Annotated in this window: 17 protein-coding genes; 14 read left to right on the top strand and 3 right to left on the bottom strand. The window is 29.4% G+C overall.

Annotated elements, in window-relative coordinates; all coding sequences use genetic code 11:
- Positions 1-78: 78 nt before the first annotated feature.
- From nusB to BN350_RS11520, 14 genes are all read left to right on the top strand, one after another.
- On the top strand, positions 79-483 hold the full coding sequence (gene nusB / locus BN350_RS11585) for a transcription antitermination factor NusB (protein ID WP_028043741.1): 405 nt from the start codon (positions 79-81) through the stop codon (positions 481-483).
- The gene (gene xseA, locus BN350_RS11580; protein ID WP_028043740.1) at positions 483-1,733 is read left to right on the top strand and encodes an exodeoxyribonuclease VII large subunit; all 1,251 of its coding nucleotides are present in this window, start codon (positions 483-485) and stop codon (positions 1,731-1,733) included. The genes nusB and xseA overlap by 1 nt, the downstream gene beginning before the upstream one ends.
- An 8-nt stretch (positions 1,734-1,741) precedes the next feature.
- Positions 1,742-1,957, top strand: coding sequence for an exodeoxyribonuclease VII small subunit (gene xseB, locus BN350_RS11575; RefSeq protein WP_028043739.1), 216 nt, complete (start codon positions 1,742-1,744; stop codon positions 1,955-1,957).
- A 2-nt stretch (positions 1,958-1,959) separates the two neighbouring features.
- Complete coding sequence (locus BN350_RS11570; RefSeq protein WP_028043738.1) at positions 1,960-2,808, top strand: polyprenyl synthetase family protein; 849 nt, start codon at positions 1,960-1,962, stop codon at positions 2,806-2,808.
- The gene (dxs, locus tag BN350_RS11565; protein ID WP_028043737.1) at positions 2,809-4,683 is read left to right on the top strand and encodes a 1-deoxy-D-xylulose-5-phosphate synthase; all 1,875 of its coding nucleotides are present in this window, start codon (positions 2,809-2,811) and stop codon (positions 4,681-4,683) included.
- Positions 4,664-5,467 carry a TlyA family RNA methyltransferase gene (locus BN350_RS11560; protein WP_028043736.1) on the top strand — a complete coding sequence of 268 codons (804 nt, stop codon included), beginning with the start codon at positions 4,664-4,666 and terminating at the stop codon, positions 5,465-5,467. Before dxs ends, BN350_RS11560 begins: the two co-directional genes overlap by 20 nt.
- An 8-nt stretch (positions 5,468-5,475) precedes the next feature.
- Positions 5,476-7,125, top strand: coding sequence for a DNA repair protein RecN (gene recN, locus BN350_RS11555; protein WP_028043735.1), 1,650 nt, complete (start codon positions 5,476-5,478; stop codon positions 7,123-7,125).
- Between the two features lie 62 nt (positions 7,126-7,187).
- Positions 7,188-8,180, top strand: coding sequence for a SpoIVB peptidase S55 domain-containing protein (locus BN350_RS11550; protein ID WP_028043734.1), 993 nt, complete (start codon positions 7,188-7,190; stop codon positions 8,178-8,180).
- Positions 8,181-8,390: 210 nt separating this feature from the next.
- On the top strand, positions 8,391-9,215 hold the full coding sequence (gene spo0A / locus BN350_RS11545) for a sporulation transcription factor Spo0A (protein ID WP_028043733.1): 825 nt from the start codon (positions 8,391-8,393) through the stop codon (positions 9,213-9,215).
- Positions 9,216-9,237: 22 nt separating this feature from the next.
- Positions 9,238-10,461: a DNA polymerase IV gene (dinB, locus tag BN350_RS11540; protein ID WP_028043732.1), complete on the top strand. Its 1,224-nt coding sequence runs from the start codon at positions 9,238-9,240 to the stop codon at positions 10,459-10,461.
- 43 nt (positions 10,462-10,504) lie between these two features.
- A complete protein-coding gene (locus tag BN350_RS11535; protein WP_028043731.1) occupies positions 10,505-11,074 on the top strand; it encodes a hypothetical protein in 570 nt (189 codons plus the stop codon).
- Between the two features lie 58 nt (positions 11,075-11,132).
- Entirely contained in the window at positions 11,133-12,044 is a 912-nt protein-coding gene (gene xerD, locus BN350_RS11530; protein WP_028043730.1) for a site-specific tyrosine recombinase XerD, read from the top strand.
- The gene (locus tag BN350_RS11525; RefSeq protein ID WP_028043729.1) at positions 12,041-13,225 is read left to right on the top strand and encodes a phosphopentomutase; all 1,185 of its coding nucleotides are present in this window, start codon (positions 12,041-12,043) and stop codon (positions 13,223-13,225) included. The genes xerD and BN350_RS11525 overlap by 4 nt, the downstream gene beginning before the upstream one ends.
- Before the next feature lie 11 nt (positions 13,226-13,236).
- A complete protein-coding gene (locus BN350_RS11520) occupies positions 13,237-13,509 on the top strand; it encodes a hypothetical protein (protein WP_028043728.1) in 273 nt (90 codons plus the stop codon).
- Between the two features lie 119 nt (positions 13,510-13,628).
- Here the strand turns inward: BN350_RS11520 and BN350_RS11515 are convergent, their stop codons facing one another.
- The 3 genes from BN350_RS11515 to BN350_RS19140 all read right to left on the bottom strand — a co-directional run.
- A complete protein-coding gene (locus BN350_RS11515) occupies positions 13,629-14,039 on the bottom strand; it encodes a hypothetical protein (protein ID WP_147573583.1) in 411 nt (136 codons plus the stop codon).
- Between the two features lie 13 nt (positions 14,040-14,052).
- Positions 14,053-15,756, bottom strand: a complete 1,704-nt coding sequence (locus BN350_RS11510; RefSeq protein ID WP_028043726.1) for a GNAT family N-acetyltransferase — start codon at positions 15,754-15,756, stop codon at positions 14,053-14,055.
- The coding region (locus BN350_RS19140; RefSeq protein WP_147573585.1) for an ATP-binding protein at positions 15,756-16,386 on the bottom strand (631 nt) is incomplete at its 5' end. The genes BN350_RS19140 and BN350_RS11510, both read right to left, overlap by 1 nt.

The raw sequence follows: 16,386 nt of genomic DNA, 5'->3' as shown, positions 1-16,386 counted from the left end.
TCTTTTCTTTTGTTTATTTTTTGTCGCATATGTGGTAAAATAGGAGTAATTTAGAGAGTGTGGAGGCAATTAGATTTTATGGAAAAAAGTCATAGAAAATTAGCAAGAGAAAAAGCAACTATTGGTGTTTATCAGAACTTATTAGTTGGTTGTTCTTTGGAAGATATTACGACATATTTAAATGAAGATAAAATCTTAAGAGAGAATAAGAAATCAATGGATTTTTGTCAATGGTTAGTATTAACTACTTTAAAAAACAAAGACTCATATCAAAATCTTATTGAAAAACATTTAAAAAAGAATTGGTCTTTTGAAAGATTAAGTGTAATGGAAAGGGCAATTTTATTAATTGCAACATGTGAATTGTTAGAGTCGGATTTGGATAAAAAAGTTGTTATTAATGAAGCTGTTATGAACGCAAAAGTCTTCTGTGATGATGACTCTTACAAATTCATTAATGGTATTTTAAGTCAGGTTATTTAATGGAAAAAAGATATATTACAGTTTTTGCTTTAAATAAATATATTAAAGCAAAAATGAATAAGGATAGTGCATTGCAGGATATCTATATTAAAGGTGAAATTTCAAATTATAGACCACATCCTAGTGGTCATCTTTATTTCACATTAAAAGATGAACATTCTCGTATAAGTGCGGTGATGTTTGCTTCACAAACTCATCGTTTAGAATTTCAGATTGAAAATGGTATGCAAGTGTTTATTCATGCCAGTGTTTCAGTATATGAAGTGAGTGGGCAATATCAGTTGTATGTGCAATCAATACAACAGGATGGTGTTGGTCAACTCTATTTGAAATTTGAAACTTTGAAAAAGAAATTATCGCAAGAAGGACTTTTTGATGTAAAACATAAAAAGCGGATTCCTGAGTTTCCTAGAAGTATTGCTATATTATCAGCGAAACAAGGTGCTGCAGTTCAAGATGTTGTTAGAACAATACATCTTCGTTTTCCTTTCACTAAAGTCATTGTATTTCCTATTCCTGTTCAAGGGCAGAATGCGTATTTAAAGATTATAGAGACATTAAAACAAGTTGATGAATTAGGTTTTGATACAATTATTTTAGCACGTGGTGGAGGTTCGATTGAGGATTTATGGAATTTTAATGAAGAGAGTCTTGCAAGATGTGTTTTTACATGTCAAACGCCAATTATTTCAGGAATTGGACATGAGACAGATTTTACAATTTGTGATTTTGTAAGTGATTGTCGTTGTGCAACACCAACGGCAGCTGCAATGGAAGCAACTCCTGATCAAAATGAAATGCGTAAACATTGTGAAAATCTCAAAAAACAATTAGTATATAAGATGAATCATTATTTAACATTTCATCAAAATTATTTAGTAAGATTACAAAAAACATATTATTTAACTAAACCTGAAGCTTTATATTCAAATGAAATATTAAGACTTACACAATTACAAGATCAACTCACTTATCAGTTTAAAATGTTTGATATGCGTATTTATCAACAATTAAAAGATTATCAATTGGAGCTAAAACAAGTGACTGATATTCTAATAAAAACAAAGGAACATCAATTACAAAAAATGATAGTGAATCTAGATGCATTAAGTCCCTTAAAGGTTATGCAAAGAGGTTATACACTTATAAAAAAAGAAAATCAGGTTATAAAGTCTTCTCAAGATATTCATAAAGGTGAAATGATTGATGTTCAGTTTTACGATGGTATAAAAAAAGCAGAAGTGAAGTAGGTGAAAACATGCAAGAATTGACTTATGAAAAAGCAATTTCGCGTTTAGAAGAAATTGTTTCAAAATTAGAAAGTAATGAAATTCCTTTGGAAGATAGTATTGCTTTATTTCAAGAAGGTATTGAATTATCACAATATTGTGATAAGAAACTTAAAAATATTCAGGAAAAAGTTGCGCAGATTTATGAAAATGGACAATTAAAAGAATTTCAAAGTGAGGAATAATAATGGATGAACTAAAAAAGGAAATAAATCAACGATTAAATGATATACTTAAGCCTTTAAAATCAGGAGTTGTTAAAGAAGCAATGAGTTATTCTTTATTAGCACCTGGAAAACGTTTGCGTCCACTTTTATTTTTAAGTGTTCTACGCAGTTATGGGTTAGATTATCATCCTTATCTTAATATTGCATGTGCAATTGAGATGATTCATACATATTCATTAATCCATGATGATTTGCCAGGTATGGATAATGACGATTTGCGACGTGGACGTCCAACCTGTCATAAAAAATTTGATGAAGCAACTGCTATATTAGCTGGCGATGCACTTTTAAATCTTGCTGTTAATACAGTTTTAGATGTTAATATAGAAAGTGATTTAAAAGTGAAATTATTGAATTGTTTATATGAAGCAAGTGGTGTTAATGGGATGATTTATGGTCAACAACAAGATATTGCATTTGAAAATAAACAAGCAACTCTAGAAGAACTTCAAGATATTCATTATCATAAAACTGGTGAACTTATTGCTGTTAGTATGCAATTGGCATCAATGGTCGCTCATCCAGAAGATTATCAATATTGGACAAAGATTGGTTTTGATTTAGGATTGGCATTTCAGGTACAGGATGATGTTTTAGATGTCATTGGAGATCAAAAAAAATTAGGTAAAAAAGTAGGTAGTGATTTAGATAATCATAAATCAACATATGTCTCATTATTAGGAATTGATGAATCTCAGAAAAAAGTTGAAGAATTATTTAAAAACTGTTATGAAACAGTTTATGCAATGCGCATTAATCATGGATTAATCTTAGAACTATTAACAATGATTTTGAAAAGGGTGAATTAAATGAATCTTGAAAAAATCAAAGATCCAAGTTTTATTAAACAGTTAAATATCGAAGAATTAGAAGAGCTGGCACAAGATATTAGAGATTTTATTATACAAAATGTTTCACATACTGGTGGACATTTTTCGAGTAATTTAGGTATTGTAGAATTAACAATGGCGTTACATTATATTTTTAACTCTCCGCAAGATAAAATCATATTTGATGTAGGTCATCAATCATATGTTCATAAAATATTAACAGGTCGTGCAAATCAGTTTAAATCTTTAAGACAGTTTGAAGGTTTAAGCGGTTTTCAAAAAAGACAAGAAAGTATTCATGATTCATGGGAAGCAGGACATTCCTCAACAGCTATATCCGGTGGTATTGGAATGGCCGTAGCTCGTGATTTAAATCATGAAAAAGGAGAGGTTATTTGTGTAGTTGGTGATGCAGCAATTATGAGTGGTGAATCATTTGAAGCATTAAATTACTTAGGTTCTATTGATTCAAAAGTTATTATTGTTCTGAATGATAATGATATGTCTATTTCTAAAAATGTTGGTGGCCTTAGCAATTTCTTTTCTGAAATACGTATTTCAAATCAATATACAAATGCTAAAAATAATTATTCAGCATTTTTAAATAAAACAGCTTTTGGTAGAAAAATATATCAGTTTACTAAAAATGTTAAGGATCAGATTAAAGAAAATGTGATTGATGATAATATTTTTGGTGAATTTGGTTTAGACTATATAGGCCCTGTTAATGGACATGATTTTCGTGATTTAATGAATGCTATGTATGTTGCTCAAGAAATGGATCATAGTGTTGTTGTGCATGTCCATACAATAAAAGGTAAAGGTTATGTACTCGCAGAAAATGATCAACGTGGTGTTTATCATGGCGTCGCTCCTTTTGATTATAAAGAAGGTATTATAAAGAAACAGAGTAACAAGCAAAGTTGGAGTGCTATTGTAGCATCTCAAGTAGAGAAGCATATGAGTCAAGATAGTGAAATTGTTGTTATTACTCCTGCAATGATCTCAGGATCATGTTTAGAAGACATCTTTAAACGATTTCCAGATCGTAGTTTTGATGTGGGTATAGCAGAAGAACATGCAGTGACATTTTCTGCTGGTCTATCAAATGCACACAAAAAACCTTATATTACGATTTATTCATCATTCTTACAACGTGCGTATGATCAAATTAATCATGATATTGCAAGAATGAACTTACCATGTTTGATTGGTATTGATCGTTCTGGACTGGTTGGCTCAGATGGCGAGACACATCACGGCGTTTTTGATATTAGTTTTTTATCTGCTATTCCCCATTTGATTATTATGACGCCTAGAAATGCTATAGAAGCCAAAAAATTAGTAAATACTGCTTTTATGAATTTTGATGCGCCTTATGTTTTAAGATTTCCTAAAGGTACAATCGAAGATGAAGAAGTAGAAATTAATGAAACTATTCCAATTGGAACTTGGGAAAAAGTTATTTTTGAAACTCAAAATCAACATACAATTATTACATATGATGCTAAAGTTGATAAAGTTTATGAAATGATTCAAGCAGAAGAATTACCAGTTAATCTTGTTAATGCTAGATTTATTAAACCAATGGATACCAAAATACTTGAAGAATTTTATGAATTACATCAACATCTTGTTATTTATGAAACTGACTTAATGATTGGATCATTAGGTTCACTAATAGCACAATATTATTCTCAAAAGAAGCAAATAATGATGATTGATTATTTAGCAATTGATGATCATTATACACCACAAGGTGACATTGAAACATTATTAAATTATGAACATATTGGTATAAGTGATTTGTTAGAATTAGTGAAGGAGACTTGCAGTGAAGAAGGAAAGAGTTGACATTTTGTGTGTAGAACAAGGTTTATTTGATTCACGTGAAAAGGCTAAAAGAGCTATAATGGCTGGTATAGTGCGTGATGACTACGATTATATTGATAAGCCAGGAACAAAAATCCCAATTGATTCTCATTTGTATATTAAAGGTGAACAACTTAGATACGTTTCTCGCGGTGGACTTAAATTAGAAAAAGCCATAGAAAAGTTTCATCTTCAACTTGATAATCTTTTAATGTTAGATATTGGTTCTTCTACAGGAGGATTCACAGATTGTGCTTTACAAAATAATGTTCGAGAGGTTTATGCATTAGATGTCGGTACGAATCAATTGGTCTGGAAATTAAGAAATGATCCGCGTGTACATGTTATGGAGCAAACAAATTTTAGATATGCAACTCCAGATATGTTTCAATATGGACAACCAGAATTTGCAAGTATTGATGTATCTTTTATATCGCTTAAACATATTTTACAGCCTCTTTCACAGATTTTAAAACCTGAATGTTATGTTGTTGCACTAATTAAACCACAGTTTGAAGCTGGTAAAGAGGATGTTGGAAAACATGGTATTGTCAGTGATCCAGCAATTCATTATCGTGTCATTGATGAAGTATTTGATTATGCTCATAAAGCAAATATGTCAATTCAGGGGTTAACTTATTCACCTATTACTGGGGGAGTAGGGAATATAGAATTCTTAGGTTGTTTTAAAAATCATGACAATCATGATGTATATATTGATATTGAAGATGTTGTCAATCAGGCACATCAGCATTTTAAAGGGTAGGTGAAAATATGCTAAAAAGTCTATATATCTCTTCTTTTGTTATTATTGATAAAATGCGTGTTGATTTTGAACAGGGAATGAGTACTTTAACAGGTGAAACTGGTGCAGGAAAATCAATTATTATTGATGCTTTGGGTCAATTATGTGGTAATAGAGCTTCAACATCATTTATAAAAAAAGGTTCTCAAAAAGCTGTTATTGAAGGTATTTTTGAGATAGAAATGACACAAACTTTAGAAGGTATATGTGATGATTTGCATATTGAACCAGATGAACAATTTGTCATTACAAAAGAGATACTTGAATCTGGAAAAAGTAATATCAAAATTAATTATCAAAATGCTTCTAATAATGCTTTAAAAATCTTAATGCCATACTTCATTGATATTCATTCACAATTTGAAACTCAAAAATTATTTGAAGAAAAAAACCATATTATGTTAATTGATCAATATGCTCATCAGGATTTAGATGGAACTTATAATCAATACCAAAAGGTCTATAAAGACTATCGTCGTCTTTCAGATGAATTAAAACAAATTATTGAGGAAGATATGAGTGATGAGCAACTTGATTTCCTTATGAGCCAAGTGAATGAAATTGATGAAGTGACATATACTGATGATGAGGTTGAAGAATTAGAATCAGAACTAAAATCATTACAAAGCTTTGAAAAAGTTAATGAAATTATGCAAAATTTTAATCATCTTATGAATCACAATTATGGTGTCTTACCACAATTTAAAGATGCTTTAACAACATTGCATACAATAGCTGAAATTGATAATTTTAATGAATCATATGATTCATTGTATAATCAATACTATAATCTAATAGATGAGTATGAAAATGCTATGGATATTTATCATAGTATTCATTTTGATGAATATCGTTTTAATGAATTACAAGATATTTTATTTAAAATTAATCGTTTAAAACGAAAATATGGATTTACAATGGAAAGAATTATGGAATATCGACAAGAACTACAAGAAAAGATAGATATTATTAATCATCGTGATGAGTATATTCGTGAACTTCAATCAGACCTTGATATAAAGAAAAAAGAAGCCTTAGAACTTGCTGAAAAGATGCATATAATAAGATATCAAAAAGCAAAACAGTTTGAAGAAGATATTCAAAAAGAATTAAAAGATTTATATCTGGAAAAAGCCTTATTCAAAGTTGATTTTGAAAAAACAGAACTCTCAAAATTAGGAATTGATAAAATTAGATTTATGATTTCGATTAATCAAGGCCAAAATTTAAGTTTGCTTAATGAAAGTGCAAGTGGTGGAGAAATTTCACGTATTATGTTGGCAATAAAAACCATAATTTTAAGTTATAGTCCTCTTGATACAATTGTTTTTGATGAAGTTGATACTGGTGTAAGTGGTAAAGTTGCTACAAGCATTGGTGATAAAATGAGACAATTAGCTTTACATAAACAGGTTATTTGTATAACACATCTTCCTCAAGTCGCAAGTCTAGCGCATAATCAGTATAGTATTGAAAAAACTGTTGGCACTGATGAGACTGTAACATCTATTCATTTGTTGAATGCTGAAGAACGTGTTATTGAAATAGCTAAGATGTTATCAGGTGAGAAAATAACTCAAGAAGCAATTTTAAATGCAAAGAATTTATTGAATGTATAAATTAAAGCATATATGCCAAACTAGAATGTAATCTCAAATGATTACAGGGAGGTGTATATGCTTTGCTTTTTAAAAAGTTAAGTATTACACTCATAACAGTCGTTTCGCTTATCCTGCCATCTTTAAACGTCTTTGCAGCAGAAGTTATTCTTGGTGGGCAATCAATCGGTATTGAATTGGATTATGATGGTGTTATGATCACTGGAACTTATGATATTTCTATTGACAATCAAAAGTATAATCCTTCAACTGACGGATATTTATCAGGAGATTTAATTACTAAAGTTAATGATATACATGTTGACTCGATATCACTTTTAATGGATTCTGTTGAAAAAGAAATTGAAAAAAAACATCCTATTACATTAACTCTTTTACGTAATCAAAAAGAATTAACCAAAGAACTCAAATATCAAGAAAGCAATGGACAATTTACAACCGGGCTCTATGTTCAAGATGGATTAACTGGAATTGGAACAATGACCTATTTTAACCCTGCAACAAAACATTTTGGAGCACTTGGACATATGATGTGTGATGTATCGTTGTCAAGTGATGCAGTTGTTAAAAAAGGGAGTGTATACAATTCATATGTCAAAAAAATCAATCCATCACAAAATGGAAAACCTGGAGAAAAAGTTGCCGATATTGGATCTATTCAAATTGGGACAATCTATGATAATAATAATTATGGAATCTATGGGAAATATGATGAAATCTCAGATAAACAAGAGATTATCTCTACTGCTTCTATAGATGAAGTCAAAGAAGGTAATGCTTATTTCTTAACAGTATTAGATGGTCATACACTAACAAAATGTTCGATCCAAATTACTCATTTAAAAAAACAAAGTAAACCTTCTATTAAAGGAATTACTTTTGAAATTACAGACAAAAGAGTTCTTTCTTTAACAAATGGTATTATTCAAGGAATGAGTGGATCACCAATAATCCAAGATGGTAAATTAATTGGCTGTGTTACTCACGTAGATATCAACAATGTTCACCAAGGATATGGTTTATATATTGACTGGATGCTCGAAAACGACAAATAAGGAAGGAATCACAAACGATTCCTTTTTCTTATTTCAACACAATTAGACATTTCATGGGTTAAAGTGTCGGAAAATCCAATAAGAAAAATGACGAATCAATATAAATTCACGTTTCACTATATATTTTATCTATTTAGACTATGAAAATTATTTTGACATATATATAATAACTTTGCTGATGAGAATAAATCGAAAGGGAAAATTGGAAAAATGAAAACTTTTATAGCAATAGATCAACAAGAATTATTGGAAAATGTAAAAATAGGTTTAGAAAAATCAAATCAATTTGAAATTGTTGGAATTGCTAATAACGGTACAGATTGCTTGAATTTTTTAAATCAAAGAACGTGTGATTTATTAATTATTGACTTAATGCTTTCTGAAATAGATGGATTAGGTGTTTTAAATAGATTAAGAGAAATGCATAAAACAAGTTATCAAAAAGTTATTTGTATTACACAATTCACAAATCAGGTTATTTGCAATATGTTAGAAGATTTATCTGTAGATTATTGCTTTAAATATCCCTTTGATATGCAACATTTTGTCCAATCTGCTCTCTATATTACAAATGCTGATCAACAAAAACATGATCAATTGTTAAACGTGGATGAATCAGAAAAATATAAAAAAGTCAAAATTGAAAATGAGATTACAGAAATATTACATGAGGTAGGAATACCTGCTCATATTAAAGGTTATATGTATTTGAGAACAGCAATTCTTACAACATATTATAATATTGAAATCTTAGGACAAGTGACTAAAGTTCTTTATCCAGATATTGCAAGAATGTATAATACAACTTCATCTCGAGTAGAACGTGCAATTAGACACGCAATTGAAGTTGCATGGAATAGAGGAAATACTGATGCTATTGATGATATTTTTGGTTACACAGTTTCAGCAGTAAAAGCCAAACCAACGAACTCAGAGTTTATTGCTATGATTGCAGATAAATTGAGATTAGCACATAAAACTGATAATGTTAAAAAAGAAAGTCTTTATAATTATAAAAACTATATGTTAAAATAGATATAAAGATGGAGGTGGTCCTATGCAGATTATATTTCATATTGATTTAAATGCTTTTTTTGCAAGTGCTGAGATTGCTGCACACCCAGAGTTAATTGGAAAACCGATAGTCATATGTCGTGAATCAAGACGCAGTATTATCACAACAGCTTCTTATGAAGCAAGAAAATTTGGAATTCATTCTGCCATGCCGCTTTTTCAGGCAAAGGAACTCTGTTCTCATCTTGTTACAATACCACCTCACTTCACTCTTTATAAGACATTATCCCAACAATTCTTTAATATTGTTTCATCTTTTTCAAAAAAATTAGAAGTTGCAAGTATTGATGAATGTTATGTTGATATGACTGATTATATTCAAACATGTCAAATCCTTCCTGAGCAGGCTGCATTACAGATACAAGAAGCAGTATTTCGTCAAATACGCATTCAATGTTCCATTGGCATTGCACCTAATAAATTTCTTGCAAAAATGGCAAGTGACATGAAAAAACCAATGGGCATAACAATCATTAATAACAATAATTATAAAGAAAAAATATGGTCTTTACCTATTAATCAAATGTTTGGAGTAGGGAAGAAAACAACTCCCAAACTTAAGGCAATTGGTATTGAAACAATTGGTGATTTAGCTAAACATGAGAATTATGAAAAAATAAGACCTATTTTTGGTAAAAATGCTCTTCTATTTTATCAGAGAGCTAATGGAAAAGATTTTTCTAAAATTAATTATGCTAAAAATGAACTGAAATCTGTTGGAAATTCAACAACCTTTGAAAATGATAGTCGTGATGAAGAATTTATCAAAAAACAATTTCGTCAACTTTCTCATGAAGTTTCTCAGCGTGCTAAAAAAAGACATTTAATTTCTAACTCTATCTCTATAACTCTCAAATATACAAGAGAAAAAAGCAAGAGCAAACAAATGATTATTGATCAATATACAAATGACTATGAAACAATCTATGCTACAGCTTTATTATTATTTGAAACTCTATATCAAGGTGAAATGCTTCGTTTGGTTGGTGTCAGTTTAAATAATGTTATTCATGAACAAGATCGTCATGAACAAATATCCTTGTTTGATAATAAAATTCAACAAGCTCATAAAAAACAAGAAAATAAAACTGAAAAAATTATTCAAGAACTTAATCAAGCATTGCCAGGTATTAAAATCATGAAAGCATCATCTCTATTAGAGGATGATCAAGCAATTCAAAAGAAATACCTAGAAAAAGATGAATAATTCGAAAAAGACACTCATATGTTTTATCAAAGAGGTGATAACAGTGAGTGTCTTTTTACGTCAATTTATAAATCATAAGAAATATATTATTATTTTATTAGGAACAGTTTTTATAATAGGTTTCTTTTTTGGATTTTATCAGTATTCACTAACCAATCAAACAGTTAAAGATTTTTTAAAAAACTTATTTTATTTAAATACTGAAAGTTATCAAAATCAATATCAGCTATATGTCGTTCAAGGAAGTCTTTATATTCTTATATGTACATATCTGAGTTCTAGTTACTATGGTCATTTAGGTTTGCTTTTTTTAATGTTTATCAAAGGAATGCAAGTTTCATTCTCATTAATGTACGTTTTTTCAATAGTTCCAGTATCATTTTTATTAATTCTTTTTTTACTTATGGAGATAATTATAGAAATTGTATTATGTTTTGTTTTGAACACGACTTGTATGCATATCTCTATTTATGTGACAATTGTTACTTTTTATATTGAACAAAATTTTAATATGAAAAGTATGATGAATTATCGTTTAAATAATCTTATTTTAACATTGATATGTTTTTCAATTGCATTAGCCTTTAGAGTTTATATTATTCCTATGTTTTGATAATTACATTGGTGGTTTTTTAATTTAATTCTTGTTATAATAATAACGGTGATGTATTTTGAAATGTAAGGATGCAATAGTAGAGTATAAACAGTATATGATTGTTGAAAAGGGACATAGTCCAAAAACTGTAGAAAGTTATATACGTGATATTAAACAATTTATAGAGTATATGAATCAAAATTTTCATATTAATGATATGGCTGAGATTGATAAAGATTTAGTCTATCAGTATTTAAAAGATTTAAGAACTCGTTTAAAGAACTCTTCAGCTGATCGACATATAGTTTCATTACGCCAATTTTATATTTTTTTAGTTAAAGAAGGAAAAGTTCAAAGTAATGTAATGAGTTCTTTTGAATTAGCTAAAAAAGAACAGTATTTGCCAGAAGTTTTAAGTGTTGAAGAAATGAATCAGCTTCTTTCTTCTGTTGAAATGAAAGATAGTATATCAGCTCGAAATCGCTGTATGTTAGAAATTCTTTATGCATCTGGATTAAGAGTCAGTGAAATGTGTTCATTGACACTACAAAATGTTAATATTCAAAAAGGGTTTGTTAAATGTATTGGAAAAGGTAACAAAGAACGCATTGTTCCTATGAATAAACAGTGTTGTCACTATTTAAAAGAATATATTGAAAATTTCCGACCACAATTAAGTGAGAAAAGCAGTCAATATTTATTTATTAATAAAAAAGGTCAGCCATTAAAAAGAGATGATTTTTACCATCTATTACAAACAATCGTTCAAAAAAGCGGCTTAACAAAACATATTACACCACATACTTTACGTCATACGTTTGCTACACATCTTTTAGAAAATGATGCAGATTTACGCTCAATACAAAAAATGTTAGGACATAGTGATATTTCAACAACAACAATTTATACTCATGTTTCTCAAAGCAAGACAATTGAAGAGTATATGAAATTACATCCAAGAAGTCAGAAAGGAAGACAAAAATCATGAAAAATTACAAGAGAATATTTTTAATTGTTTTAGATTCATTAGGAGTAGGGGATGCTCATGATGCTCAATTATTTGGAGATGAAGGAGCAAATACATTGGGTCATATATGTGAGAGTGTAAAAGGATTAGATGTGCCTCAATTAGAAGGAATGGGTTTAGGAAGTATTGGTGAATTTCAAGGCGTTCATCGATTAAAAAATCAGTTAGCATACACAGCTCGTTTAGAGGAAGTCTCAAATGGTAAGGATACAATGACTGGACATTGGGAAATGATGGGATTACATATAACAGAACCGTTTCGAACATTTACTGAAACTGGATTTCCAAAAGAGTTTATTGAACTTTTTGAACAAAAAACTGGTCGAAAATGTGTTGGCAATTATGCAGAAAGTGGAACCAAAATCTTAGATGACTGGGGTGAGCATCAAATAAAGACTGGGGATTGGATTGTTTATACTTCAGCAGATTCTGTTTTTCAAATTGCAGCTAATGAAGATATTATTCCATTAGAAGAACTCTATAAAGCTTGTGATATAGCACGTGAATTAGCCATGGATGAAAGATGGAAAGTAGGTCGTATTATTGCTAGACCGTATAAAGGATATAAAAAAGGAGAATTTGTTCGAACTGCAAATCGTCATGACTTAGCTTTAAAACCATTTGGCAAAACAGTCTTAGATACATTGAAAGAAAATGAGATTGAAGTGATTGGAATTGGTAAAATACCTGATATTTTTGTAAATCAAGGGATAACTCGTAAAATAAAAACCGTTTCTAATTCAGATGGTATGATCAAAACAACCAAACTTGCAAAAGAGGATTTCACAGGTTTAGCATTCTTAAATTTAGTTGATTTCGATGCAGTATTTGGGCATAGAAGAAATCCAAAGGGTTATGCAGATGCTATTGTAGAGTTTGATAATCAATTAAATGATTTGCTACTGTTACTCAATGAGGATGACTTGTTAATGATTACTGCTGATCATGGGAATGACCCAACATATAAAGGAACGGATCATACTCGTGAAAATGTACCTTTAATCATTTATAGCAAATCATTAAAAAAGCCACATCATTTAGGCTTATTAAAGAGTTATGCAGTTATTGGAGCAACAATTGCAGATAATTTTGAGGTAGAGAATCCAGGTATTGGTCAATCAATACTTGATCAGATTGTTTAGAGGGCTATTTTATGAAAGAAAATAAAGTTAGAAAAGTTATTATTATGGCACTTGCAGGTGCTTTAATTGGGAGTTTGTTATTTATTTTTGGTGTTTCCGTTGAAGGTAGTTTATGGCCAATGATCATCAATTATATGATTGCCTTGATGTTATACATGGCATCATTTTTAGCAGTTTTTAATAATAATAAACAGGATTCTCAAGCATTATATAAATATGTCATGATTGTAGACATTGGATTAATACTTTTAATTACTATTGTATTGATTTCAAAACTTATTTAACTTCACATAACATACATTATGCGAAGTTAAATATACTATAAACAATGGTTCTTGCTAAGGAGTATACAAAAAAAGTATACTCCTCCTTTTATAAATATGAGTTGCATACTTTTTATTATTTACCAGGATACTATTGATTCTTGGGTTATATTATTAATATGTTCAAGTAATTCTAACATAGTTTTTTGATTACATATGTATAAATTTTCCTGATTATTTTCAAGAATACTAATAATATAATTATTCGTTTTTGTCTGATAGAAAAATATTTCTTTATCATTCGAAAATATCTGTGGCTGATTCCCAAAATATATATTGCCTTCCCCATGATTTTTGATAATTGTGTTTCTATCAGTAGAAATGATTTGTTTGAAGAATGAATCAATGGCTTTTGATTGACTACTACTGTAATTGATTTTATCTCCAGAAAACTTATCTACATAATAATACTCTGTATAGTAAGGTTTGAGAGTGCTTGCTATAAACATAACAACAAGAATAACTAACCCCAGAATGAGATTCTTTTTCATTACTTTTCCCTTCTTAATAAACTTCATTAATGAATTTATTTCGATCTAAGTGATCCGATAATTCCTGGTTAGACATCATTGTTATAATATTCTGCGAGTCTCCAGCAATTTTTACACGCATATCACATTCTAATAATATTTTTAAATCAGTATCATGCCAATAAGATAGCATCATTAAAATGGCTGTTTCATTTAAATAGATAAATTCTGATATATGAATGGCCTCTTCATCCTGATAATATACAAAATACCCCAAATCCTTAAAAATAAGAATTTTTTCTTCAAATGCCTGACATCTCTTGATAAAAAGATTCCAATACTGCTGGTCACGCAAACGATATTCATCAAAAGATGCTGTATAAGCTTCATAATAGCTTTTTAAAAGTGATATATCAGAAATCGGATTCATAGTGTTCATCAATAATTGTGACTTATCAACATCAATACATTGATGATAATGAGAAGCATAAAAGCCAAAAGGATGATAGATTTCAGGTACATAAGCCTGTAAATAAATCTTTTGATCTTTAAATTGATTCAATACATATGTTAATAAATATTTCATACATCCCTGTCCTTGAACATGAGGATCAGTTGAAACACCTAATATTAAATAACATACTTCTTTATGATTATTCTTACAGATTGTCATTGGAACAATCTGTAAGGCAGATAAAACTTGATGATAATTCTTTAATAAATAAGTTGTATGGCAGTTATACAAATATTGAAAATAAAAATTTGTAGATATTTCTGTTTCGTCTTTAAAACATGTTTTCCATAATCTCATAACTTCGTCTTTTTCTTCACTTTTTGCCATGACGACTTCAAAATTTTTTTCTTTAATACAATATTTATGAACCATCTTAAAAGGATGAAGAGATTGTTTGGATTTTCTTAAATTTTCTAATCCCATATCTTCTTCTCTATTTACATATTTTTCATCAGGAAAATGATGTTCCAACATAGCTTTTAAAACAGCTGGATATAATCCTCTTATCTCTTTATTCGCTTTTTCCACATGAATTTGAATTGTTGAATGTTTTAATCGAGATGCAATAATAAAGGCTTCCATTTGTCCCCTAATAAATATACCTCCAACTTCAAAATCCAACATATGTTTTGAAGATAATAAGTACATAATCCCCCGCACTTCACTGGTCATAGACTCACTCATATCATCTTTTTCATTTTCCCAGCGATTCAAACAACTTAAAATAATTTCAAAATCTTCGACAATGTCTAAATCACGATAAACATAATCAGGATATTCTTTTAAAAATGCATTATAATGATTTCTTCTTTTCTGCATTTTCTTACCAGATAAAGTCTGCAACATTTGACGATCATAAATATAATCATCATTGTAAGGTGTTTTTTGAAATAATAATTGATTTTGATAGATAGATTTTATTTGTTCAACAAAACTTTCAATTGCACAATCAATTATAAAAGGAAAATGATGCTGATGACTATACTCTATCATATAATCAATGGCTTCCTGATAATATTGTGAAGTTGTAAATGGCATAGCCCAAAATTTTGTCTCTTTATAATGATGTAGCATGATTAAAAAATGATCATGTATTTCATACATAATGTGATACTCATGATTCCACATCATCATCGTTACAAAATTGGAGTTATAACCTTCATAATCTGCCATGTCTAAATAAGGTTTTATTATTGAATAATCTTCTAGTTTTAACTGTTTCATCATTTCTTTCCGAGCAACATATGAATAAACTGTTTTGCTGTACGCCCAGAAAAACCTCCATTTCTTATTTCCCATTGTAAAGCAAGTTCGTGCAATTCATCTTCTGGCATCGTAATCCCATGTGTTTTAGCAAGCCCATCAATAATATCAAGATAATGCTGCTTGTCAGGATGAATATACATAATTTGTACACCAAAACGTGAAACCAATGATAACTTCTCTTGTTTAGCATCATTATTATTAATTTCCTGATCATGATTACGATCATTCCATGTTTCTTTGATCAAATGTCTTCTATTACTAGTAGCATAGATAAGAATATTATCAGGTTTTCTCTCTAAACCACCTTCAATAACTGCTTTAAGATACTTATATTCAACTTCAAATTCTTCAAATGAAAGATCATCCATAAATATCACAAAATGATATTGACGATTCTGTAATTCATTGATAATTTGAGGCAAAGCAATAAATTGATGTTTATAAACTTCAATCATTCTTAGACCATCTTTATAATATTCATTTAATAATGCTTTGATACTGCTTGATTTGCCCGTTCCACTATCACCATAAAGTAATACATTATTAGCTTTCTTTCCTTTTAAGAAAGCCTCTGTATTGGCTTTTAAA

It is taken from the genome of Candidatus Stoquefichus massiliensis AP9 (assembly GCF_000455285.1).
GTDB classification, from domain to species: domain Bacteria; phylum Bacillota_I; class Bacilli_A; order Erysipelotrichales; family Coprobacillaceae; genus Stoquefichus; species Stoquefichus massiliensis.
The sequence above is the reverse complement of the archived record's forward strand: the minus strand, read 5'-3'. Positions and strand labels throughout refer to the sequence as shown.